Annotated in this window: 23 protein-coding genes; 7 read left to right on the plus strand and 16 right to left on the minus strand. The window is 67.2% G+C overall.

Features of this window, described 5'->3' with window-relative positions:
* Positions 1-109 precede the first annotated feature (109 nt).
* From plsY to KHO22_RS20110, 6 genes are all read right to left on the minus strand, one after another.
* The gene (plsY, locus tag KHO22_RS20085) at positions 110-718 is read right to left on the minus strand and encodes a glycerol-3-phosphate 1-O-acyltransferase PlsY (RefSeq protein WP_211948923.1); all 609 of its coding nucleotides are present in this window, start codon (positions 716-718) and stop codon (positions 110-112) included.
* A 114-nt stretch (positions 719-832) separates the two neighbouring features.
* Positions 833-1,324 (minus strand): aminoacyl-tRNA deacylase, encoded by a 492-nt coding sequence (locus KHO22_RS20090; RefSeq protein WP_211948924.1) that lies wholly within the window; start codon positions 1,322-1,324, stop codon positions 833-835.
* Positions 1,325-1,357: 33 nt separating this feature from the next.
* Positions 1,358-2,341: a site-specific tyrosine recombinase XerD gene (xerD, locus tag KHO22_RS20095; protein ID WP_230426936.1), complete on the minus strand. Its 984-nt coding sequence runs from the start codon at positions 2,339-2,341 to the stop codon at positions 1,358-1,360.
* On the minus strand, positions 2,338-2,817 hold the full coding sequence (locus tag KHO22_RS20100) for a methylated-DNA--[protein]-cysteine S-methyltransferase (protein WP_211948925.1): 480 nt from the start codon (positions 2,815-2,817) through the stop codon (positions 2,338-2,340). Before KHO22_RS20100 ends, xerD begins: the two co-directional genes overlap by 4 nt.
* A gap of 178 nt (positions 2,818-2,995) precedes the next feature.
* The gene (locus KHO22_RS20105) at positions 2,996-3,964 is read right to left on the minus strand and encodes a tripartite tricarboxylate transporter substrate binding protein BugE (RefSeq protein WP_211948926.1); all 969 of its coding nucleotides are present in this window, start codon (positions 3,962-3,964) and stop codon (positions 2,996-2,998) included.
* Between the two features lie 111 nt (positions 3,965-4,075).
* On the minus strand, positions 4,076-4,759 hold the full coding sequence (locus KHO22_RS20110) for a chalcone isomerase family protein (RefSeq protein ID WP_230426937.1): 684 nt from the start codon (positions 4,757-4,759) through the stop codon (positions 4,076-4,078).
* Between the two features lie 118 nt (positions 4,760-4,877).
* On the opposite strand from KHO22_RS20110, the gene KHO22_RS20115 reads away from it, so the two are divergent.
* Positions 4,878-5,771, plus strand: a complete 894-nt coding sequence (locus KHO22_RS20115; RefSeq protein ID WP_211948927.1) for an AEC family transporter — start codon at positions 4,878-4,880, stop codon at positions 5,769-5,771.
* On the opposite strand, the gene queG is transcribed toward KHO22_RS20115, so the two are convergent.
* On the minus strand, positions 5,764-6,954 hold the full coding sequence (gene queG / locus KHO22_RS20120; RefSeq protein ID WP_211948928.1) for a tRNA epoxyqueuosine(34) reductase QueG: 1,191 nt from the start codon (positions 6,952-6,954) through the stop codon (positions 5,764-5,766). The genes KHO22_RS20115 and queG overlap by 8 nt on opposite strands.
* 16 nt (positions 6,955-6,970) lie before the next feature.
* Between queG and tsaE the strand changes: the two genes are divergently transcribed.
* Together tsaE and KHO22_RS20130 are read left to right on the plus strand one after the other, a co-directional pair.
* Positions 6,971-7,504 carry a tRNA (adenosine(37)-N6)-threonylcarbamoyltransferase complex ATPase subunit type 1 TsaE gene (tsaE, locus tag KHO22_RS20125; RefSeq protein WP_211948929.1) on the plus strand — a complete coding sequence of 178 codons (534 nt, stop codon included), beginning with the start codon at positions 6,971-6,973 and terminating at the stop codon, positions 7,502-7,504.
* Positions 7,498-8,997, plus strand: a complete 1,500-nt coding sequence (locus KHO22_RS20130; RefSeq protein ID WP_211948930.1) for an N-acetylmuramoyl-L-alanine amidase — start codon at positions 7,498-7,500, stop codon at positions 8,995-8,997. The genes tsaE and KHO22_RS20130 overlap by 7 nt, the downstream gene beginning before the upstream one ends.
* 66 nt (positions 8,998-9,063) lie before the next feature.
* On the opposite strand, the gene KHO22_RS20135 is transcribed toward KHO22_RS20130, so the two are convergent.
* Complete coding sequence (locus KHO22_RS20135) at positions 9,064-10,080, minus strand: bile acid:sodium symporter family protein (protein ID WP_211948931.1); 1,017 nt, start codon at positions 10,078-10,080, stop codon at positions 9,064-9,066.
* A 99-nt stretch (positions 10,081-10,179) separates the two neighbouring features.
* Between KHO22_RS20135 and KHO22_RS20140 the strand changes: the two genes are divergently transcribed.
* Positions 10,180-11,094, plus strand: a complete 915-nt coding sequence (locus tag KHO22_RS20140; protein WP_211948932.1) for a LysR family transcriptional regulator — start codon at positions 10,180-10,182, stop codon at positions 11,092-11,094.
* 15 nt (positions 11,095-11,109) lie between these two features.
* On the opposite strand, the gene KHO22_RS20145 is transcribed toward KHO22_RS20140, so the two are convergent.
* The gene (locus tag KHO22_RS20145) at positions 11,110-11,895 is read right to left on the minus strand and encodes a class I SAM-dependent methyltransferase (protein WP_211948933.1); all 786 of its coding nucleotides are present in this window, start codon (positions 11,893-11,895) and stop codon (positions 11,110-11,112) included.
* A 139-nt stretch (positions 11,896-12,034) separates the two neighbouring features.
* Between KHO22_RS20145 and KHO22_RS20150 the strand changes: the two genes are divergently transcribed.
* Positions 12,035-12,871, plus strand: coding sequence for a helix-turn-helix transcriptional regulator (locus KHO22_RS20150; RefSeq protein WP_230426939.1), 837 nt, complete (start codon positions 12,035-12,037; stop codon positions 12,869-12,871).
* 42 nt (positions 12,872-12,913) lie between these two features.
* Here the strand turns inward: KHO22_RS20150 and KHO22_RS20155 are convergent, their stop codons facing one another.
* The 7 genes from KHO22_RS20155 to KHO22_RS20185 form a co-directional block, all read right to left on the minus strand.
* Positions 12,914-13,672, minus strand: coding sequence for a 3-hydroxyacyl-CoA dehydrogenase (locus tag KHO22_RS20155; RefSeq protein ID WP_211948934.1), 759 nt, complete (start codon positions 13,670-13,672; stop codon positions 12,914-12,916).
* A 172-nt stretch (positions 13,673-13,844) separates the two neighbouring features.
* Entirely contained in the window at positions 13,845-14,510 is a 666-nt protein-coding gene (gene adk / locus KHO22_RS20160) for an adenylate kinase (RefSeq protein ID WP_211948935.1), read from the minus strand.
* Positions 14,511-14,845: 335 nt separating this feature from the next.
* Complete coding sequence (gene kdsB / locus KHO22_RS20165) at positions 14,846-15,655, minus strand: 3-deoxy-manno-octulosonate cytidylyltransferase (protein ID WP_211948936.1); 810 nt, start codon at positions 15,653-15,655, stop codon at positions 14,846-14,848.
* A gap of 10 nt (positions 15,656-15,665) precedes the next feature.
* Positions 15,666-15,869: a Trm112 family protein gene (locus KHO22_RS20170; protein ID WP_211948937.1), complete on the minus strand. Its 204-nt coding sequence runs from the start codon at positions 15,867-15,869 to the stop codon at positions 15,666-15,668.
* The gene (lpxK, locus tag KHO22_RS20175; protein ID WP_211948938.1) at positions 15,850-16,947 is read right to left on the minus strand and encodes a tetraacyldisaccharide 4'-kinase; all 1,098 of its coding nucleotides are present in this window, start codon (positions 16,945-16,947) and stop codon (positions 15,850-15,852) included. Before lpxK ends, KHO22_RS20170 begins: the two co-directional genes overlap by 20 nt.
* A 127-nt stretch (positions 16,948-17,074) precedes the next feature.
* Entirely contained in the window at positions 17,075-17,506 is a 432-nt protein-coding gene (locus KHO22_RS20180) for an ExbD/TolR family protein (protein WP_211948939.1), read from the minus strand.
* 7 nt (positions 17,507-17,513) lie between these two features.
* Complete coding sequence (locus tag KHO22_RS20185) at positions 17,514-18,134, minus strand: MotA/TolQ/ExbB proton channel family protein (RefSeq protein ID WP_211948940.1); 621 nt, start codon at positions 18,132-18,134, stop codon at positions 17,514-17,516.
* Between the two features lie 1,053 nt (positions 18,135-19,187).
* On the opposite strand from KHO22_RS20185, the gene xseA reads away from it, so the two are divergent.
* Entirely contained in the window at positions 19,188-20,573 is a 1,386-nt protein-coding gene (gene xseA / locus KHO22_RS20190; protein ID WP_211948941.1) for an exodeoxyribonuclease VII large subunit, read from the plus strand.
* Positions 20,574-20,704: 131 nt separating this feature from the next.
* A complete protein-coding gene (gene sodB, locus KHO22_RS20195; RefSeq protein WP_211948942.1) occupies positions 20,705-21,286 on the plus strand; it encodes a superoxide dismutase [Fe] in 582 nt (193 codons plus the stop codon).
* The last annotated feature ends 223 nt before the right edge of the window (positions 21,287-21,509 follow it).

A 21,509-nucleotide genomic window follows, 5' to 3' on the forward strand; every position in this document is an offset into this window, starting at 1 on the left:
GATGCGGTGACCGTGACCCAGTGAACCTCTCCCCCTGGTGGCGGCTGTCGCAGGGCCCGCGCGGTCCTGGCCGGACCCGTCGCAGCCGGCGGCTAGGGCCGCGCGGCGCTCAGACCTTCTTCTTCTCGCCGATGCGGCTTTCCTTGCCGGAGAGCAGCTTGGCGATGTTCTGGCGGTGGCGCGCGATCAGCAGGATGGAGATCGCGAGGATCGCGCCGGCCATGATGTCGATGCCGTCCGTCAGCACGTGGAAGAACGGCGCGAAGATTGCCGCGACCAGCGCGGCCAGCGACGAGTAGCGGAAGAAGAACGCGATGATGAGCCAGGTGGCCAGCGTGGCCAGGCCCAGGATCGGGTTGATGGCCAGCAGGATGCCCGCCGCCGTGGCCACGCCCTTGCCGCCGGCAAAGCGGTGGAACACCGGGAACAGGTGGCCGAGGAACACGGCCAGCGCCACCATGGCGAGGCCGTTGTCATCGACGCCGTAGGCGGGCCCGAAGCGGGTCGCCAGCCAGACCGCCAGCCAGCCCTTCAGCGCATCGCCGATCAGCGTGAAGATGGCTGCCTTCTTGTTGCCCGTGCGCAGCACGTTGGTCGCGCCCGGGTTGCCGGAGCCGTAGGAGTGCGGATCGGGCAGGCCCATGACCTTGCTGACGACGACCGCAAAGGAGACCGACCCGATCAGGTAGGCGGCAAGGGCGAATAGCAGGTTGGCCATGTAGGGATGCGCGGGCAGTGGGGGCTGCCTTGTCTGGAATTGGCGGGATTGTAGCGCGGCGGCGGGCTCGCCACGACCGTGACTTCCCCAATATCCGCTATGGGCACGGGCGGGTCAGTCAGGCAGCGCGCATGCCACGGGCTTGGCATCGACCAGCGCGGTCAGCAGCTTCGGGTCCAGGCTGACCAGGTAGCCGCGCCGCCCGCCGTTGATATAGATTTTCCCAAGCTCCAGTACGGTTGCCTCCACATACACCGGCATGCGCTTCTTCGTGCCGAACGGCGAGGTGCCGCCGACCATATAGCCGCTGTGCCGCTGCGCCACCTCGGGCTTGCACGGCTGCACGCTCTTGCAGCCGATCTGGCGCGCAAGGTTCTTGGTCGAAACGGAGCAGTCGCCGTGCATCAGCACGACCAGCGGCTGCGCGCGCTCGTCTTCCATGATCAGGGTCTTGACCACGTCGTGCTCGGGCACGCCGAGCTGGCGCGCCGATTCACCGGTGCCGCCGTGGTCCACGTATTCGTACGGATGCTCGCCGAAGGCGGCGCCCTGCCGGCGCAGGAACTGGGTAGCCGGAGTTTCCGAGATATGTTTCGATTTGCTCATGTCGGGTTGCAGGCGGGACAGGACAACAGGACCCTACCCGCGCGGGTGGTGCTGCTGGTGCAGCTCGCGCAGCCGCTCGCGCGCCACGTGGGTGTAGATCTGTGTCGTGGAAATGTCGGCGTGGCCCAGCAGCAGCTGCACCACGCGCAGGTCGGCGCCATGGTTGAGCAGGTGCGTGGCAAACGCATGGCGCAGCGTGTGCGGCGACAACGGCACGTTGATGCCGGCATCGAACGCATGGCGCTTGATCAGGTGCCAGAAGGCCTGGCGCGTCATGCCTTCGCCGCGCTGCGTGACGAACAGCGCATCGCAGGCGCGGCCGGCCAGCAGCGCGGGGCGCGCGCTGCCAAGGTAGCGGCGCAGCCAGTCGCCGGCCTGCATGCCGAACGGCACCAGGCGTTCCTTGTCGCCCTTGCCGCCAACCACGCGTGCCACGCCTTCGTTCAGGCCGATCTCCACGGTCTTCATCTGGGTGAGTTCCGACACGCGCAGCCCGCTCGCGTACATCAGTTCCAGCATGGTGCGGTCGCGCAGGCCAAGCGGCGTGCCGGTATCGGGCGCTTCGAGCAGGGCCTCGACTTGCGCTTCGGTGAGCGTCTTGGGCACGCGCGGGGGCTGCTTGGCCGGGCGCAGCAGGATGCACGGATCGGCTTCGATCATCCGCTCGCGCAGGGCCCACTGGTAGAAGCGGCGGAACACGGCCAGACGGCGGTTCGAGGACGAGGCGCGGGTCTCGGGGTGGCGGGCGAGGAAATAGGCATTCAGCTCGGTGTCGCCCGCGGCCAGCAGGCCGCCGTTGCCGGATTGGTGCAGCCAGCGCGCCAGCAGGGAAAGGTCGCGCCGGTAGGCGTCCATGGTGTTGCGCGACAGGCCGTCCTCCAGCCACAGGGCGTCGCAGAAGCGGCTGACCAGGTCGAGTTCCGGGGCAATGGCGGCATCGAGCGCCACGGCATCTGCGTCGGCGTGCACTGCGCGCGGCTTGCGTGTCGTCCGGCTGGCGCCGGCGGGTCGCTTCATATCAGCATGGCGCCTTCATGGCGCAGCAGCCAGCGTTTCACTTCCAGGTGGAAGCCATCCTCGGCATGGTGGGAGAAGCCGCCGATGCCGCTTGCCGATACCACGCGATGGCACGGGATCACGATCGGCAGCGGATTCTGCCCGCAGGCCTGCCCGACCGCACGCGGCACACTGCCGAGCTTGCGGGCGATATCGCCATAGGTGGTCAGCCCGCCGCGCGGCACCGCGCAGATGGCCTGCCAGACCTGCTGCTGGAATGCCGTGCCGGCGATGGCCAGCGGCACGTCGAAACGGGCATCGGGGTCGGCGTAGTACGCGTCCAGTTCCGCCTGCAGGCGCAGGATCACCTCACTGCGTGGCGCCAAAGCTGTCGCGGTGTCAGGCAGATAGAAAATTTCCACGATCCGCGTGCCGTCGGCGCGCACGCCGACCTTGCCGAAGGGCGCGGGGAGGATGGCGTCGAAATTGGCGGGCATGGCGGTGGGGTGAGGCGCGAAGTCTGGATCGAAGTCTGGATTTTAGTGCGTTTTGTTTTGGGGGGCCGAAAGCGGGCAGGGGTGATGCCTGGCACGACAAGCCCGCCAGAACCAAAGAAGAGGCCGCCCGCAGGCGGCCCGTCAATGTGCGCGAGACCCGGCGGGCCTCACCCCATCCTTACTGCTCCAGCTTGATGTTCTGCACCTTGACAAGGGTCTTCATCTTGTCGAACTCCTTCTTGATCTCGGCCGCATGCTGCGCAGGCGAGTTGCCCGACGGCTCGGCACCGGCGGTCCGCAGGCGCTCCTGGAATCCCTTGTCCTGCAGCGCCTTGACCGCCGCGTCGTTCAGCTTCCTGATGACGTCGTCCGGCGTGCCGGCCGGCGCCACGAGGCCGTACCACGCCGGGTCATTCGGCTCCTTCAGCCCCATCTCCCCGAAGGTCGGGACGTCGGGCAGGGAATCCAGCCGCTTGTTCCACGCCACCACGATCGGACGCAGCTTGCCGGCCTTGATGTAGGGCATCGACGACGGCAGGTTGTCCACCATGATCGGCACCTGGCCGGCCAGTACGTCATTGAGCGCCGGGCCCGCGCCACGATACGGGATATGCACCATGAAGGTCTTGGTCGAGACCTTGAACTGCTCGCCCAGCATGTGGCCGAACGCGCAGGTGCCGGACGTCGCGAACGAATACTTGCCCGGATTGGCCTTCAGCACGGCCAGGAATTCCTTGTAGTTCTTGGCCGGGAAGTTCGGGTTCACCGCGATCACGTTGGCCACGTTGGCCAGGTTCGTGATGGGCTTGAAGTCCTTGATCGGGTCGTACGACAGCTTGGGGTTGCAAGCCGGGTTCACGGCCATGGTCGACACCGTGGAGATGCCGATGGTGTAGCCGTCGGGCGCGGCCTTGGCGATGGCGTCGGCCCCGATCGAGCCGCCGCCGCCGGCGCGGTTCTCGACCACGACCGGCTGCCCGAGGATACGGCTCATCTGGTCGGCGGCGCCACGGCCGACGATGTCGGTGGTGCCGCCAGGCGCGAACGGAATGATCAGGCGGATCGGCTTGCTCGGAAAGCTCTGCGCTTGCGCGACGGACGCCGCGGTGGCCAGGGCCAGGGTCAAAGCGATTTTGCCAGCTTGCATGAGATCAGGTCTCCCGTCAGGAAAGTCCGGGCGGGGGTGATGCCCGGAAGAAAACGCCGCCGCCTTGCCGCAGGTGGCGGCAAGGCGGCGGCCACATCGGGTCCGGCGGGCTCAGCCGCCCAGCAGGCCGCGCTTGACGTCCCGGTCTACCGGGTGTTCGCCAAGGAAGACGCGCAGCACGGCCTGGTAGAAGTCTTCGCCGGGAATCGGGCGGCCGCGCGGGGTGCCGTTGATGGCGACCACGGTACCGGCGTCCGGTGAAAAATCGACGTTGATCACGTCGCCCCTGCGGGCGGTCCCGACCTGGTCGATGGTGCGTTCGAACTGGACCAGCCGGGCGGACAGCATCTGCATCTGCAGCTCGCTGTGGTTTTCGCGCATGCCTTTCTGCATCGCCCGGGCAAATGCGTTGGGGTCCACTTCACGGAGCATGCGAAACTGCAGCCGCTTGGTGCCGGACGTGCCGAGTACCACGGTGGCGTTGCGCGCCTTTTCGGGCAGGTACAGCGCCGCCACGTAGCCCTTGAGCAGCAGCCCCGAGCGCAGCGCGGTGCCGTTGAGCTGCAGTTCCTTGCCGGCCACGCGAGCGGCATCGTCAAAGCGCAGACCCTCGAATTCCGTCGCGCCGGCGGCTGCCGGCAGCACCGCAAGCGCCAGGCCTGCGGCGAGCGCGGCCAGCACGCGGCGCGGAGTCAGGCGGGATCGTGAAAGCGGGCGCGGGGCAATGATTCGGCCCGGCAATGGCGGATTACGTCGGTGCAGCATAAGGGGCAGGGGTACAACTTGGTATGCCATGCTGGCCCATTTCTGGAAAAATACCAATCCGGATCTGCCCTAGTCTGCACATTCCGTCACTTCCTCCCCGCACAGCACCGGGCCGCCCGGCCTTGATAACAACGAAAACGTTCACGAGATGTCTTCCGCTCTCCTGCTGGTTCCCGACTTCAGCCTGATTCTGATCGGCTGGCTGCTGGTGCGTTATTCACCGTTTGACCGTGCCTTCTGGGGCGGCGTGGAGCGCCTGGTCTACTTCGTGCTGTTTCCCGCGCTGCTGCTGCAGTCGACCAACAGCGCGGTGTTCGATTTTTCCTCGACCTCGGCCATGCTCGGGCTCGCGCTGGCCGTCATGGCGTTCGGCATGGTCGCCGGGTACGCCGTCAAATGGGTGCTGCGCCCCGATGCCGTGGACTTTGCCTCGGGCCTGCAGACGGCATTCCGCTTCAATTCCTATATCGGTCTGGCGCTGGCATCGCGCATCGGTGGCAGCGAGGGCCTGGCGATGATGGCGGTGATCGTGGGCTGCACGGTGCCGCTGTGCAACGTGGCTGCGGTATGGGCGCTGGCGCGGCACGGCGATACGCGGCTGTGGCGCGAGCTGGCGCGCAATCCGCTGATCCTGGCCACCGCCGGCGGGCTGCTGACCAACCTGCTGGGGCTGCATGCGCCCGAGGTACTGGCTATGACGCTGAACCGGCTCGGCTCGGCCTCGACGGCGCTCGGCCTGATGACGGTGGGCGCGGGGCTGCAGATGAGCGGCGCGACCGGCACGGTCGGTCCGGTCGCGTGGTGGTCCGGCGTCAAGCTGCTCGCTATGCCTTGCCTGGCCTGGCTTGCGGGCCGGCTGCTGCCGCTGACGGAGCTGCAGTACCAGATCGTGGTGCTGTACGCCTCGCTGCCGACGGCATCGAGCGCTTATATCCTGGCCGTGCGCATGGGCGGCAACGGGCCCATGGTCGCCGCGACCATCTCCGTGATGACGGTGGCTGCGATCCTCACCACGCCGGTCTGGCTCGCGCTGGTCAGCTGACGGCCCGGTCCTGCGCGAGCGCCCAGTCGATGTGCTCGCGCACGAGGGGCGTGGCGTCGGCGCGGCGGCTTTTCAGGGCTGTGCGTATCCGTGCGGCCAGCGCGTGGTCTTGCGGGCGCTGGCCGGAGGCGGCGGTGCGCAGGCCATTGCCCAGTCCCACCGCAAGGTTGCGCAGCCAGCGTTCATGGCCGATGCGGCGGATCGGGCTGCCTTCCAGGCGCTGGTTGAACTCGGCCTCGGTCCACAGGAACAGGTCGACCATGTCCGCGGCGTCGAAGCCGTTGCGCACATCGAAGTCGGGCAGCGTGGCCCGGTGCGCGAACTTGTTCCACGGGCAGGCCAGCTGGCAGTCGTCGCAGCCATAGACGCGGTTGCCCATCGGTGCGCGAAATTGCTCGGGAATCGGACCCTTGTGCTCGATGGTCAGGTAAGAAATACAACGGCGCGCGTCGAGCCTGTAGGGCGCAACGATGGCGTGCGTGGGGCAGATGTCGATGCAGCGATGGCAGTTGCCGCAGTGCGAGGCTTCAGGCGGGTCGGCCGGCAGCGGGACGTCGACCAGGATCTCGCCGAGAAAGAACATCGAGCCTCCGTCGCGGTCGAGCAGCAGCGTGTGCTTGCCGCGCCAGCCCAGGCCGCCCTGGCTGGCCAGCGCCACTTCCATCACCGGCGCGGAATCGGTGAAGACACGGTAGCCGAACGGGCCGATGGCGGTCTCGATGCGGCTCGCGAGCTGCTGCAGCCGGTTGCGCAGCACCTTGTGGTAGTCCCGGCCGCGCGCATAGAGCGAGAGCACGGCGGTGGCGGGTTGGTCGAGCCGTGCCAGCTCATGCCGGCGCCAGTCCGGCGCGGCCGTGGCGGGCAGGTAGGGCATGCGGGCCACGATGGCGCGTACCGTGCCGGGCACCAGTTCGGCGGGACGGGCGCGCCGCGGGCCGTGGTTCGCCATATAATCCATGTCGCCGTGGTAACCCCGGGCCAGCCATGCCATCAGCCCTGGCTCGGCATGGCTGAGATCGACGTCCGCGATGCGCACCGAGGCAAAGCCCAGCTCGGCGCCCCAGTCGCGGATCGATTGCACGAGCGCCTCCATGCCGCCTCCATCGCCTGTGTCGGCTGCATCGGCAGCGGCCACGGGCCGCGGAGTGGGGGCGCCTGGCGCTTCGGATGCTCGGTCGGTCATCCCTGAATTGTACGCAATGCCCCTGCTTGAAGAACGTTCCCTGACGCTGCCCGACGAAGCCGCCACCGCCCGCTTCGGTGCGGCACTCGCCGGCGTGGTACGCGCCTTGCAACCCACCACCGTGCATGTGCAGCTCTCGGGCGACCTTGGCGCGGGCAAGACCACATTGTCCCGCGCCATCCTGCGTGCGCTCGGGCATGCCGGCAAGGTCCGCAGCCCGACCTACACGCTGTGCGAGCCCTACGACGTGGCGCGCGCCGACGGCTCGCCGCTGACGGTCTACCACTTCGACCTGTACCGTTTCGCCGACCCCGAGGAATGGATCGACGCGGGTTTCCGCGACTGCTTCGCCGAGCCCGCCTTCAATCTCGTGGAGTGGCCGGAAAAGGCCGGGCGCCTGCTCGGGGAACCGGATCTGCACGTGTTGCTCCAATCGGACATGGCCGCGGCCGATGTTATGGCGGATACGGCGGATATGGCCGGCGAGCGGCGGATCGCGACGCTGCGAGCCTATACTCACACTGGAATTACCCTGCTGAACGCATGCTGATCAAGCGACTTGCCACCGACCGACCCGATGGACCCGACGGACTGCTGCAGGCGCGCCGCAAATGGATGGCGCAGTGCCTGAAGCTCAGTGCCGGCACGGTCGTGCTGACGCTCGCCGGACCGCAACTGGCCTTCGGTGCCGGCATCGTCGCCGTGCGCGTCTGGCCAGCGGAGGACTACACCCGCGTCACGATCGAATCCGACACGCCGCTGGCTGCAGTGCACCAGATGATCCGTGACCCGGACCGGCTCGTGGTGGACATCGACGGCCTCGACCTCTCGCCCACGCTGCGCGAGCTGGTGGCCAAGATCACGCCGAACGATCCCTATATCCAGACCGTGCGCGTCGGCCAGAACCGTCCGCGCGTGGTGCGCATGGTGTTCGACCTGAAGGAGAACGTCGCGCCGCAGGTGTTCACGCTGGCGCCGATCGGCAGCTACAAGAACCGCCTGGTGTTTGACCTGTACCCCGTCAACCCGCCCGATCCGCTGTGGAAGCTGGTGCGCGACACCGAGGAAAAGCAGCGCCGCTTCGCCAACAGCGCGCCGCCGCCGGGTTCCGATGGCATAGCGGGCGCCCCGGCAGGCGCGGAAGAAGACGCCATCGGTGCGCTCGTGCGCAAGTTCGATGAGAAGGGCGACATGCCCGCGACCACGGCGCCGCCGCCGGCCATTGCCGCGGCCAGGCCGCCGAAGCCTTCCGCACCCGTGGTGCCCAGGCCGAACGCGCCGGTGGTCCCGCCGGTCGCGCAGGGCGATCCCACCGCCGAGCGCCCGTTCAAGATGCGCCGCCTGCTGACGGTGGCGATCGATCCCGGCCACGGCGGCGAAGACCCCGGTGCCATCGGTGCATCGGGATCGCGCGAGAAGGACGTGGTGCTCCAGATCGCCCACCGGCTGCGCGCGAAGATCGATGCGCAGCCCAATATGCGCGCGATGATGACGCGCGATGCCGATTTCTTCGTGCCGCTGAACGTGCGCGTGCAGAAGGCGCGCCGCGTGCAGGCCGACCTGTTCGTGTCGATCCACGCCGATGCCTTCCTGTCGCCGGAAGCGAAGGGTGCATCGGTGTTTGCGCTGTCGGAACGCGGGGCTTCCAGCACGGCCGCGCGCTGGCTGGCCAACAAGGAAAACGCCTCGGACCTGATTGGCGGGGCCAACCTGAACAAGGATGCGCAGGTCGCGCGCGTGCTGCTGGACCTGTCGACCACGGCGCAGATCAACGACAGCCTGCAGGTCGGCAAGGCCGTGCTGCAGGAAATCGGTGGCATCAACCGGCTGCACAAGGGCAGTGTCGAACAGGCCGGGTTTGCGGTGCTGAAGGCGCCCGACATTCCGTCGATCCTGGTCGAGACGGCCTTCATCAGCAACCCCGAGGAAGAGCGCAAGCTCAATGACGACGCGCACCAGGAGCAGCTCGCCAACGCCATCCTGCGCGGGATCCGCAGCTACTTCGCGCGCAATCCGCCGTTGTCGAAGAATCCCTCGGTGTAGCGGGGCACGGGGCGGAAAAGAAAAACGGGGGATGCGTCCCCCGTTTTTTTATCCATGCGGTGAAGGTCAGGCGCGTGCCGCGGCCCTGTCCTCGACCAGCGCATCGCGATCCGCATACCGCGCGGCAATCACCGAGCACACGATGAGCTGCAACTGGTGATAGACCATCAGCGGCAACACCAGCAGCCCCAGCGCCGGATGTCCGGCAAACAGGATGTTGGCCATGGGAATGCCGTTGGCCAGGCTCTTCTTGGAGCCGCAGAACACAGCCGTGATCTCGTCTTCGACGCTGAAGTGCAGGCGGCGCGCAACGAACGTGGTCGTGCCCAGCACGACGAACAGCAGCACGGCGGCCAGCCCCATCACCGCGGCGATGGTCTGCCACTGGTAGTGGTGCCACAGGCCCTGGGCGGTCGCGTCGCAGAACGACGAGTAGACGATCAGCACGATCACGCCGCGGTCGATCTTGTTGGTGATGTGCTTCTTCTTTGCCAGCCAGTTGGCGATCAGCGGGCGCAGCAGCTGCCCCAGCGCGAACGGCAGCAACAGCTGCAGCGCCACGCCCGTGAGTGCCTTGCCCAGCGGCATCGACGCGCCGCTGGCGCTGATCACCAGACCCATCAGCAGCGGCGTGACCGCCATGCCGATCAGGCCCGAGATGGTGGCGTTGAAGATCGCGCCGGGCACGTTGCCGCGCGCCATCGACGTCATGGCCACCGACGACGATACCGTGGACGGCAGCGCGCAAAGATAGAACACGCCGAGCAGCAGGTCCGGCGGCAGCGAGTTGCGCAGCGACAGCATCAGCAGCAGGCCGACCACCGGGAACACGACGTAGGTGAACGCCTGCACGAACACGTGCAGGCGCCAGTGCCGGGCGCCCGCCACGAGCTTGTCACGCGACAAGGCCGCGCCGTGCAGGAAGAAGACGAGTGCCACGCCCAGGCTGGTGACGGTGCCAAGGTGCAGCGGGCCGCGGCTGCTGCCGAACTCGGGTGCGAGCAGGGCAATGCCGATGGCCGTCAGCATGATCAGGACGAAGCCGTCGATCAGGTCGTAGAGTTTCTTGAGCTTGGAAAGCATGCTGGACTTCTAAGACTTCTAAGGGTTTAGCCTAGTATTGGACGACACCCGAGTCTAGAATGCAAATTCATTTATTGCATTCATTTATCTCGTCGTTGCATGAATTACACAGTCCGGCAGTTGCGGGTGTTCCTGGCCGTGGCGGAAAAGGGCGGTTTCAGCCGGGCGGCGGACGCTGTCGGCCTGACCCAGTCCGCTGTCAGCCGCGGCGTCGCGGAGCTTGAAGAATCACTTGGCGTGCGGCTGCTGGATCGCACCACGCGCGAGGTCGTGCTGACCCCGGCTGGTCATGCGCTCGCGCCCGCCCTTGAACGACTGCTGGGCCAGCTCGACGACACGCTCGAAGACACCCGTCAGCTCGGCGAGCACTATCGTGGCCGCGTGGTGATAGCCGGGGCCCCGACGATCTCGGCGCGGCTGATGCCGATGTATGTGTCCGCGTGCGCGGCGCAATACCCGGAAATCCGCCTGACCGTGCGCGACAACGTGCAGGCGGATGGCCTTGAGCAGGTGCGCGTCGGCGGCGTGGATTTCGGCGTGCTGATCGACCCGCTGGCGCATGACGGGCTGACCATCGAGCCGCTGGTGACGGATCCGTTCTGCTTTGTGTGCCGGCGCGACCATCCGCTCGCGCAGCAGAAGACGGTCCCGTGGGCGGCGTTGGACGGCATGCGACTGGTGCTGCTGGACTTCGCCTCTGGCAGCCGGCCGCTGATCGATCGCGTGTTCGGGCGCCACGGCATCGTGCCACGGGTGGTTCAGGAAATGGGCCACTCGGCGAGCGTGTTCGGCATGGTGGAGGCGGGCATCGGCGCCTCGGTGTTGCCGACTTACTCGCTGCCGCTGCCGGCGGCGTCGCCACTGGTATGGCGGCCACTGGTGCCGCGCGAAGAGCGCCGCATCGTCATGGTCCGGCGCGCGGATCGCTCGCTGTCGCCGGCCGCCGCGGCGGTATGGTCACTGGTCCGCAATCTCAGCATCACCGCGGCCGGGCCGGAGCCGGAGGCCGCCTGAGCGGCTTCAGCGGTCTCAGCGTGCCCGGGCGGTGACCATGACCGCTTCCAGGTCGAAGCTGCCGTCCACCTGCACGCGATAGTGCTCGCGTACTTCGGCGGGCGCGAGCTGCCACAGGTGGCGGATGGCTTCGACCGCCACCGGCGCGGTGCGCATGCGCGTGACCCAGCTTTCGAACTCGATGCCGATGCGCCAGGCCGGCGAGACGCCGATTTCATCGGCCGCGAAGCCTGCCGACTCGAACATCGCGCGCCAGGCCGGGCCGGTGTAGTCGCGCACGTGCGACGGATCGCGCAGCAACTCGACCGATTGCAGCCACGTGTCGCGCAAGGGATCCTCGGCGCCGGCGATATCGATCAGCACGACCTTGCCACCGGGCTTGAGCACGCGGCGCATTTCGCGCAACGCCGCCGGCACATTGCGCCAGTGGTGGGCGCTCATGCGCGACACCACGGCGCAGAAGGTGCCGTCTTCGAACGGGAGCGTTTCCGCGGCGCCCTGGCGGGTAACGATGTTGGCGAGCCCGCGGTCGCGCGCGGCGCCCGCTACGACATCGAGCATTTCCAGGGACAGGTCATAGGCCGTGACCGTGCCAGCCACGGTCGCGGCGGCGAAGCTGGCGTGCCCAGCGCCGCAGCCCAGGTCCAGCACCGTGCTGGAGGCGCGCTTGTCGGCCGGGATCAGGTCCGCCAGCTCCTGCCTGAGCTGTTCCAGGTCCGCCCCTTGCGCGTGGACGGCGCTGGTGAGGTAGGCGCTGGCGGTGGCACCGAACTGGGCGGCGACGAGTTCCTGTTGTTGCATGGCTGGCTCCTGAACCGGCTGCATGCCGGTCTTCTGACGGTTCTGGGGACTTGCCCGCAGTGCGGGTCCGGACTACTGTAGGACGACCGTTTTCCCGGTACAAGTCACCGTTTTATCCTGGTATAAGACGCACCAGCCTATGGCCGAATCTATCTCAGATACCTTTGCACAGCCTGACAATCCGCCGGATCCGGGGGCGGCCGCGCTGGTCACGCGCGAAGCGGTGCTCGGCGCATTCCTGCGCGCGCACCGCGAACGCCTGGCGCCGGACGACGTGGGCCTGCCCCCCGGCCGGCGCCGGCGCACGCCCGGCCTGCGCCGCGAGGAGGTGGCCCAGCTTGCCGGGCTGAGTGCCACGTGGGTGACATGGCTGGAGCAGGGCCGCCCGGTCGCGCTGTCGGCCCGCGCGCTGGCGAGCCTGGCCACCGCGCTGCGCCTGTCCCGCGCCGAACGGGCCTACCTGTTCGAACTGGCCGGGCGGCGCGATGCACAGCCGGCCGGCAGCGAAGCGGTGCCATCGGCTGTCATGGCCAGCGTACATGCCATCAACGGCCCGGCCTACCTGCTGGATCGCCAGTGGAACGCGCTGGCGTGGAACGAGGCGGCGGCGCGGCTGTTCGTCGGCTGGCTCGATGCCGACAGCCCTGAGCGCAACCTGCTGCGTGCAATGTTCCTGTCCGCGCCCCTGCAGGCGCTAGTCGACGACTGGCCCCACCGGGCCGGGCGCCTGGTGGCGGAATTCCGCGCGCATAGCATCCGCCACGCGGACGATGCGCCGATGCGCGCGCTGATCGAGGGATTGATGGCGGAAAGCCCGGCCTTTGGCGCCGCCTGGCTGTCGCAGGACGTGGAAGACCGGGAGGGCGGGCACCGCGGCTTCCACCATCCGGCGCTCGGCGCGCTGCAGTTCGCGCAGCTTACGCTATGGCCGGCGGCAGCGCCGGGGTTGATGCTGGTGATGCTGCTGCCGGCCTGAGGCCCGCAGCGGCAGGGGGAGAGCAGCCGCTTACTTGGGCTCTTACTTGGGCTGCATCCGGATCGCGCCGTCGAGGCGGATCACTTCACCATTGAGCATAGTGTTGCCGATGATGGCCTTGGCCAGCTTGGCGTACTCGGCCGGGCGGCCGAGGCGCGGCGGGAACGGCACCATCTTGCCGAGTGCGTCCTGGACTTCCGGCGGCATGCCCAGCAGCATCGGCGTCTCGAACAGGCCGGGGGCGATCGTCATGCAGCGCACGCCGTCACGCGACAGGTCGCGCGCGATGGCCAGGGTCATGCCGACCACGCCGCCCTTCGAGGCCGCATAGGCGGCTTGCCCGATCTGGCCATCGAACGCCGCCACCGAGGCGGTGTTGATGATGACGCCGCGCTCACCTTCGGCATCGGGCATGTTCTGCACCATGGCTGCGGCCGCCAGCCGGATCATGTTGAAGGTGCCGACCAGGTTGACGCGGATGGTCTTGTCGAAGGCATCGAGCGGATGCGGGCCGTTCTTGCCTACGGTCTTGCTGGCAACGGCGATGCCGGCGCAGTTGACCAGTCCCGCCACGCGGCCCAGCGACTGCGCGGCGGCGACGACGGCCTGGCCATCGATTTCGGACGCCACGTCGCACTTGACGAAAGCGCCGCCCAGTTCCTGCGCGAGCGCGTTGCCCGCAGCCTCGTTCAGGTCGGCAATGACGACCTTGCCGCCGGCCTCGGCAATCATGCGCGCGGTGCCGGCGCCCAGGCCCGACGCGCCGCCCGTGACGATGAATACATTGCCCTGGATGTCCATCTGCTGTCTCCTCTATGACCAGTCGCGGTGGCGACTGCCGTTTACGTAAACGTCAACTCTCGCGCTATTGTACGGAGCCATGGGTGGCTGGCAAGAGGGAAAGTCATGCATGGCGAAGAAACAAAAAAAGCGACCCGGAGGTCGCTTTTTTTGGGTCGGCGGTGCCCGAAGCTTACTTGAGTGCCTCGAACGCGCGCGCGGTGATGCTGTCGACGTCGCCCACGCCCGCGATCTTGCGGTACTTCGGCGGTGCCACCTTGGCGGTGCTGTCGCCCTTGGCGGCCCAGTCCGAGTAGTAGTCCACCAGCGGGCGGGTTTGCTGCGAGTAGACCTCCAGGCGCTTGCGCACGGTGTCTTCCTTGTCGTCGTCGCGCTGGATCAGCGCTTCGCCGGTCTCGTCGTCGACGCCTTCCGCCTTGGGCGGGTTGTACTTGACGTGATAGGTACGGCCCGATGCCACGTGCACGCGGCGACCGCTCATGCGCTCGATGATGGCGTCGAACGGCACGTCGATTTCCAGGACGTAGTCGATCGCGACACCGGCTTCCTTCATGGCCTCGGCCTGCGGAATGGTGCGCGGGAAGCCGTCGAACAGGTAGCCGTTCTTGCAGTCGGCTTCCTTCAGGCGGTCCTTGACCAGGCCGATGATGATGTCATCCGACACCAGTCCGCCCGCATCCATGACCTTCTTGGCTTCCACGCCCAGCGGCGTGCCGGCCTTCACTGCGGCGCGCAGCATGTCGCCCGTGGAGATTTGCGGAATGCCGAACTTCTCGCAGATGAACTTGGCTTGCGTGCCTTTGCCGGCGCCAGGCGCGCCCAACAGGATCAAACGCATTTACGGGTCCTCAGAGTTTTGAATCTGGTGTGGCGGGAGACGAGAACGAGGGTAACGCCGTAACTTGACGCAGGACTTACTGCGCGCGCTTGGATCAGGTCACGTGGTCGGCCGGTGCGGCGCTGCGGGGAACGCGGCGCGGGTCACCAGACGGGCTCAATCTTATCTCCCCATCGAGCCTTGGCCGGCCGGCGCATTCTGGTGCGCCATCCCGACGGCTCTGTATCGTCAGGCATTATGCCACGAGGCGCAGAGAATCCGGCCCGAAATCGGGCCGATTCCTGTTGCAAGTGTATGAACCCCAACGCAAAGGCCGCCGCCGCGCAACAAAGTGCTCAGGGACCTTCCTGCGCCATGCCCTGGGCCCACAGCGCGCGCACGCGATCCAGATCGGCCGGCGTGTCGACGCCGGGGGCCGGCGCGGCGACCGTTTCGAGCACCGCGATGCGCTCTCCATGCCACATCGCGCGCAGTTGCTCGAGCGCCTCGGTCTGCTCCAGCGGCGCCGCCGCCAGGGTCGGGAAGCGGCGCAGGAAGCCGGCGCGGTACGCATACAGGCCGATATGGCGCAGGACCGGCATGGGCGGCAGCGGCACCTGCGCGACCGAGGCGGGCACCGCGGGCACGCCGGCCCAGTCGTCGCGCGACCACGGAATCGGCGCGCGCGAGAAGTACAGCGCACGGCCGGCGGCATCGCACACCACCTTGACCACGTTCGGGTTGAAGACCTCGGCGATGTCGTGCAGCGGATGGGCGGCGGTCGCGACGGCGCAGTCGGGATGATGGGCCAGGTGCAGCGCGACATCGTCGATCAGTTGCGGATCGATCAGCGGCTCGTCGCCCTGCACGTTGACGACGATGGCGTCGTCGGGCAGCGCAAGCTGTGCCGCCACTTCGGCCAGGCGGTCCGTGCCCGACGGGTGGTCGGCGCGCGTCAGCACGGCGTCGATCCCGTGCGCGGCGCAGGCTTGTGCCACTGCGGGTGCATCGGTGGCGACCACGGTGCGCTGCGCGGACGAGGCATGCGCGCGTTCGGCCACGCGCACGATCATCGGCCGTCCGCCGATATCGGCCAGCGGCTTGTCCGGCAGCCGCGTGGACGCGAGCCGCGCGGGGATGACGACGAGGAAGGCCGGGATGCTCATGGCGCGGGCCTCAGTCCGCCCGCGGCGCGGCCGGATCGATCGCCCGGCCCGGCACCGACTGGCGGGCCTCGTCGGCCAGCATGACGGGAATGCCGTCGCGGATCGGGTAGGCCAGCTTGTCGGCGTGGCAGATCAGTTCCTGCGCGGCGCGGTCGTATTCCAGCTTGCCCTTGCACAGCGGGCAGACCAGGATTTCAAGCAGCCGGTTGTCCATCTTGGTGTTCCTTGTTGAGGCCGTTGGCGCCGCCCGATGCGGGTGCCGCCGCGGCCGGGACGCGCGCCTGCACGGCGCGGCGAATCTTGTCGATCAGGCCCGCGTCGATCACGGGCGTGGTGGGGACGACCCAGATGCGCGGGTCGTCGAATCGCTCGCATTTTACGGCATCCTTCTCGGTGATCAGGATGACGTCGGCGTCGAGCGCGTCGGGGTTGCCGGCAAACGGGTCGACGGCGAAATCGTAGTGGTCGGGCAGCGGCAGCGTCTTCGGGCTCAGGCCGGCGCCGCGCAGGCTCGCGAAGAAGCGCTCCGGGTTGCCGATGCCGGCCGCGGCCAGCACGCGGCGCCCGGCAAACGCACTGACCGGCCGCGCCATGGTCGGGTCGTTGAGCTGCCACGCTTCGTCCAGTTCCAGGCGCATGCCATAGACATCGGGCCGGTCGGGGGTGGCGCGGAAGTTCGGGTCGTTGATCAGCGTGGCGTCGCGCGGGCGCGAAAGCGGCTCGCGCAGCGGGCCGGCGGGCAGCAGCAGGCCGTTGCCGCCCATGCGGGCGTCGAACATCACGATTTCGAAGTCGCGTTGCAGGCGGTAGTGCTGGAGGCCGTCGTCGAGCAGCAGCACGTTGACGCCGGGGTGCGACACCAGCATGGCCTGCGCGCATAGCGCGCGGTCAGGGAACACCCAGACCGGCACGTCGGCGGCGCGCGCGATCAGCAGCGGTTCGTCGCCGACGTCCGATGCCTTCGACGTCGGCTTGACCCGGCGCGGATGCGCGAGCGTGACCCCGTAGCCGCGCGACACCACGCCGGGGCGCAGGCCGGCCTCGGTCAGCGCCTGCGCCAGCGCGATCACGGCCGGCGTCTTGCCGGTGCCGCCCACGGTCACGTTGCCGACCACGATCACGGGCATCGGCAGCCGGGTGGATTTGAACCAGCCGTGAAGGTAGCCGTAGCGGCGCACGCGCGCGATCAGGCCGAACAGCAGCGAGAACGGCAGCATTACCCACGCGAACCAGCCCCGGCGCTGCCACTGGGTGGTCACGAAATCGGCAAGGGCATGGCGCGGAACGGACATGGGAGGGCAGGGCGAAGGGTTGGTTGGCTGGCGCTGCGGCCAGCCGGACGCGCACATTATGGGCATTGCCCTGCGCATGCGGCAACCCCGGGCGCCATGTCCTGCCCGGGCCCGATGGCTTGCGGGGTCAGCGCGGCTGGGCGCTCTGCGTGGCGAAGGTCAGGCGCGACAGCCCGGCCAGGCGCGCGGCTTCCATCACGTTGACGACGGCCTGGTGCGTGGCTTGGGCATCGGCGTTGACGATGACCACCGGCGGCTGCCCGCCCGTGGCCGGACCGGCCGCGGCGCGCAGCTGGTCGGCCAGGGTGGTCACGTCCTTCTGCTCCAGCACCTGCTTGTTGACGGAATAGATGCCGCGCGAAGACACCGACACGACGATCTCCTGCGGGCGCTGTTGCGCACGCTCGGCATCGGCGGTCGGGAGCTGGATCTGCAGCTCGGTGTAGCGCGAGTAGGTGGTCGTGATCATCAGGAAGATCAGGATCACGAGCAGTACGTCGATGAGCGGAATCAGGTTGATTTCCGGCTCTTCACGCCGCTGGCGGGAACGGAATCGCATGGCGCGCTCAGCCGCGCCGCTGCGGCAGGATGGCGTCCAGGAACGCCGTGGCGCGGAATTCCAGTTCGGCCACGTAGTCGTCCACGCGGCGGCGGAAATAGCGCCAGAAGATCAGTGCCGGAATCGCCACGATCAGGCCGAAGGCGGTGTTGTACAGCGCCACCGAAATACCGTGCGCGAGCTGCTCGGGATTGGCGCCGGTGCCGCCCTGGCTGCCGAAGATCTCGATCATGCCGATCACGGTGCCAAGCAGCCCCATCAGCGGAGCGACCGAAGCGATGGTGCCCAGCGCGTTCAGGTAGCGCTCCAGCTCATGGGCGACCACGCGCCCGGCTTCTTCCACGACTTCCTTGGCGGCGTCGCGCGAGGTATGCGGCTGCAGGACGACGTGGCGCAGGCCGGCCGCGAGCACGCGGCCCAGCGGCGAACTCTGTTCCAGCGTATTGACCACCTCCGGCGTGGCGCGGCGTTGCTGCGCGGCGGAGAGCGCCTCTTCGTAGAGGCGGGCGGGAAGTACCTTGCTGCGCTTGAGGGTGAGGAAGCGCTCGACGACCAGAGCCAGCGCAAGAACCGAAGCGAGCAGCAGCGGCCAGATCGGCCAGCCGGCCGCTTGAATGATCGAAAACAATTGGACCCCCGAATCGACAACCAGAACGACAACCAAACACCACAAGACAACGACCGGCTTTATATGGCAGGCCTTGGATACGCGCACACCGAGGCTCTGCACGCAGCGGCACTGCTCCGAAAATCAGGCAGCACTCTAACCCGCGCCATGGCGCGCGGCAAGACGCTGTCAAAGGGTGTCTCGGCCGCGCATCGGTGCGGTGACGCACACTTTCCACAGCCAGGCGGGACAGGATTGTGGATGGATTGTGGAAAGCGGCCGGACAAGCACCCTAAGGCATTGATCCGTAAGGGTAAAGGGTGTCCTGCCTGTTTTTTGTGCAGATGGGGTCTCACAGCCTCTATTCGGCTGTGGATAGCCTTTCGCGCGCATCGGACGGGGTATACCCGCTGCTTTCCACATGGCTAAGGGACAGGATTGTGGACGGCCTGTGGAAATAGTTCTGAGAAGCGCGCTAAGTCATTGATTTCAATAACTAGATGCTTCCCTGCCTAAAAAACGGGCAATGTGGCCCCCAGCATGCTCGCAACGTCCGCTGCCGAAGCCCCGGCTAATGTCAGTCTTTTTCCACACGCAACTAGGAGAGCATTGTGGACGGGTTGTGGACAACCCTTGGAGATCGATCTTAACTCCTTGATTCATTTGGAGTCGTCGGTCATTGCCTGCAAAATAGGCAGGAGCACCGCTCGGAGGGGGCGAAACCGGCGTGTGGCCCCTGCGATTCATCTCTCCGAAGGGAGGCGAGGACATCGCAGCGGGGCAGGAGGCGAACGCTGCACTCTTCCTCATTTGCGCCGAATAGCTCTCTTTTATGCAGAGTTCCTGTGGATAACTTTGTGAACAAGCCCCGGACGCACCCCGTAAGTGATTGACGCGTAAGGAAATTGGTTACATTGCCTAAGTTTTATTGCAGTCCGAAAATTCATAAGAATCAAAGGGTTGTACCTACTCATGCGGACTCCGGCAGGGGCCTGTGACAATATCACCACCCTCTTGACATAGCCGTTATGCTGTGGACATGTCCAACGCACGCCGCATGCACGGCGACGCCCCATGCCAGAGCCGCAGAACTTTTCGCGTGAATTGCCCACTCCGCCCGCCCGAAACCCGCGCGAAGCGATCCCCGTCGGCGAGCTGAACCATGCGATCGCGACCATGCTCGAGCGTGGTTTTCCGCTGACCTGGGTACGGGGCGAAATCTCCAACTTCACGCGGGCGGCCAGCGGTCACTGGTACTTTTCGCTCAAGGACGCGCGTGCGCAGATTCGCTGCGTGATGTTCCGCGGGCGCAACCAGCATGTCGACTTCACGCCACGCGAAGGCGAGGCGGTGGAAGTGCGCGCCGTGGTCACGCTGTACGAAGCGCGCGGCGACCTGCAGCTGGGCGTGGAGGCCATGCGCCGTGCCGGCCTTGGCAATCTTTACGAGGCATTCCTGCGCCTGAAGGAAAAACTGGCGCAGGCCGGGTTGTTCGCGCCGGAGCGCAAGCGGCCGGTCCCGGCGCATCCGCGCGCGATCGGCATCATCACTTCATTGCAGGCGGCCGCGCTGCGCGATGTGCTGACCACGCTGCGCCGGCGCGCGCCGCATGTGCCGGTGACGGTCTATCCGGTGCCGGTGCAGGGCGCCGGCGCCGCGCAGAAGATTGCCGACATGCTCGACCAGGCCAGCGCCCGGCGCGAATGCGACGTGATCATCCTGTGCCGTGGCGGCGGCAGTATCGAAGACCTGTGGTCCTTCAACGAAGAGGTGGTGGCGCATGCCATTGCGCGCAGCGCGGTGCCGGTCATCTCGGGCGTGGGCCATGAAACGGATTTCACCATTGCCGATTTCGTGGCCGACGTGCGCGCGCCCACGCCCACCGGCGCGGCCGAACTGGTCAGCCCGGACCGCGGGCACCTGCTGGCGCTGACCCGCCGGGCCAGCGAGGGCCTGGTGCAGTCGATGCGTCGCGAACTGGACCGGCGCGCGCAGCATCTGGACTGGCTCGCGCGCCGGCTGCGCAGCCCGCAAGCGCAACTCCAGGAGCGGCGCGCGCGTGTCGACAATCTGGCGCGACACTTGCGTTCGGCATTGCGGGAGACCGTGGTGGCGCAGCGCCACCGTCAGCAGTTGCTGGCCATGCGCTGGACCGCCTGCCGGCCCGACACGGCCGCGGCCAGCGCCGACGTCGGGCGGCTGTCGCAGCGCATGCAGGCCGCAGCGGCCCGCCAGCAGGAGCGGCAAGCGCAGCGCCTGGCACGCGTCGCGGGCGCGCTTGAGCTCCTGGCACCGCAACGCACGCTGGAACGCGGCTACGCCGTGCTGCTCGACCCGCGCGGACGCGCGCTGCGTTCGCCGGCCGAACTGCGTGCCGGCAGCGTGGTGGAGGCCCACCTGGCCGAAGGCGTGGCGGACCTTGCCATTGCCGCCGTACAGGCCAAACTGGGCGGATTCTGAACTCCGGCCGCCCCGGCGCGGACAAACTAACATGACCTCAGGGGGCTTTGCGCCGCGGTTTGCGTGGGTCTAGCAAGTCTCCTACAATCGGCAATTCCCCGACCACAACCCCAACCCACAGAGACAGAACAATGGAACACAAGCTCCCCCCGCTGCCGTACGCACATGATGCCCTGGCTCCGCACATCTCCAAGGAGACGCTGGAGTTCCACCATGACAAGCATCACCAGACCTACGTCACCAACCTGAACAACCTCATCAAGGGCACCGAGTTCGAGAACTCGACCCTGGAAGAGATCACCAAGAAGTCGTCCGGCGGCATCTTCAACAACGCCGCCCAGGTGTGGAACCACACCTTCTACTGGGAATCGATGAAGCCCAACGGCGGCGGCCAGCCGACCGGCGCCCTGGCCGACGCCATCAACGCCAAGTGGGGCTCGTTCGACAAGTTCAAGGAAGAGTTCACCAAGACCGCTGTCGGCACCTTCGGTTCGGGCTGGGCCTGGCTGGTCAAGAAGGCCGACGGCTCGCTGGATCTGGTGTCCACCTCGAACGCCGCCACCCCGCTGACCACCGACGCCAAGCCGCTGCTGACCTGCGACGTGTGGGAACACGCCTACTACATCGACTACCGCAATGCCCGTCCGAAGTACGTCGAGGCATTCTGGAACGTCGTGAACTGGGACTTCGCCAGCAAGAACTTCGCCGGCTGATCCGTTTCAGCTTCGATGTAAAGAAAGGGCCCGCCGGGTAATGCCGTTCAGTTAAGCGCTGAACGGCATTTTTCGTTGTTAGCCGCAGAAGCAGTTGTAAACCGTGAGCCGCATGTTAACTTTGCGGCGCCGTGCTATCCGCTCACCTCAACTATCTACTCGAAGCCCAGCAACCATCCGACTTTGGTCGGCTCGGGCAGCATTTGCCCTACGAGTGGGTTGA

It is taken from the genome of Cupriavidus yeoncheonensis (assembly GCF_905397275.1).
In the GTDB taxonomy this organism is placed as follows: domain Bacteria; phylum Pseudomonadota; class Gammaproteobacteria; order Burkholderiales; family Burkholderiaceae; genus Cupriavidus; species Cupriavidus yeoncheonensis.

Bases quoted from the DNA above. Each gene is read 5' to 3' on its own strand.
- KHO22_RS20110 (WP_230426937.1), bottom strand. From the start codon at position 4,759: ATGGCATACCAAGTTGTACCCCTGCCCCTTATGCTGCACCGACGTAAT.
- KHO22_RS20105 (WP_211948926.1), bottom strand. From the start codon at position 3,964: ATGCAAGCTGGCAAAATCGCTTTGACCCTGGCCCTGGCCACCGCGGCG.
- xerD (WP_230426936.1), bottom strand. From the start codon at position 2,341: ATGAAGCGACCCGCCGGCGCCAGCCGGACGACACGCAAGCCGCGCGCA.
- adk (WP_211948935.1), bottom strand. From the start codon at position 14,510: ATGCGTTTGATCCTGTTGGGCGCGCCTGGCGCCGGCAAAGGCACGCAA.
- KHO22_RS20140 (WP_211948932.1), top strand. From the start codon at position 10,180: ATGAATTACACAGTCCGGCAGTTGCGGGTGTTCCTGGCCGTGGCGGAA.
- plsY (WP_211948923.1), bottom strand. From the start codon at position 718: ATGGCCAACCTGCTATTCGCCCTTGCCGCCTACCTGATCGGGTCGGTC.
- xseA (WP_211948941.1), top strand. From the start codon at position 19,188: ATGCCAGAGCCGCAGAACTTTTCGCGTGAATTGCCCACTCCGCCCGCC.
- KHO22_RS20115 (WP_211948927.1), top strand. From the start codon at position 4,878: ATGTCTTCCGCTCTCCTGCTGGTTCCCGACTTCAGCCTGATTCTGATC.
- sodB (WP_211948942.1), top strand. From the start codon at position 20,705: ATGGAACACAAGCTCCCCCCGCTGCCGTACGCACATGATGCCCTGGCT.
- KHO22_RS20155 (WP_211948934.1), bottom strand. From the start codon at position 13,672: ATGGACATCCAGGGCAATGTATTCATCGTCACGGGCGGCGCGTCGGGC.
- KHO22_RS20100 (WP_211948925.1), bottom strand. From the start codon at position 2,817: ATGCCCGCCAATTTCGACGCCATCCTCCCCGCGCCCTTCGGCAAGGTC.
- KHO22_RS20130 (WP_211948930.1), top strand. From the start codon at position 7,498: ATGCTGATCAAGCGACTTGCCACCGACCGACCCGATGGACCCGACGGA.
- lpxK (WP_211948938.1), bottom strand. From the start codon at position 16,947: ATGTCCGTTCCGCGCCATGCCCTTGCCGATTTCGTGACCACCCAGTGG.
- kdsB (WP_211948936.1), bottom strand. From the start codon at position 15,655: ATGAGCATCCCGGCCTTCCTCGTCGTCATCCCCGCGCGGCTCGCGTCC.
- KHO22_RS20150 (WP_230426939.1), top strand. From the start codon at position 12,035: ATGGCCGAATCTATCTCAGATACCTTTGCACAGCCTGACAATCCGCCG.
- KHO22_RS20170 (WP_211948937.1), bottom strand. From the start codon at position 15,869: ATGGACAACCGGCTGCTTGAAATCCTGGTCTGCCCGCTGTGCAAGGGC.
- KHO22_RS20145 (WP_211948933.1), bottom strand. From the start codon at position 11,895: ATGCAACAACAGGAACTCGTCGCCGCCCAGTTCGGTGCCACCGCCAGC.
- KHO22_RS20135 (WP_211948931.1), bottom strand. From the start codon at position 10,080: ATGCTTTCCAAGCTCAAGAAACTCTACGACCTGATCGACGGCTTCGTC.
- KHO22_RS20090 (WP_211948924.1), bottom strand. From the start codon at position 1,324: ATGAGCAAATCGAAACATATCTCGGAAACTCCGGCTACCCAGTTCCTG.
- KHO22_RS20180 (WP_211948939.1), bottom strand. From the start codon at position 17,506: ATGCGATTCCGTTCCCGCCAGCGGCGTGAAGAGCCGGAAATCAACCTG.
- queG (WP_211948928.1), bottom strand. From the start codon at position 6,954: ATGACCGACCGAGCATCCGAAGCGCCAGGCGCCCCCACTCCGCGGCCC.
- tsaE (WP_211948929.1), top strand. From the start codon at position 6,971: ATGCCCCTGCTTGAAGAACGTTCCCTGACGCTGCCCGACGAAGCCGCC.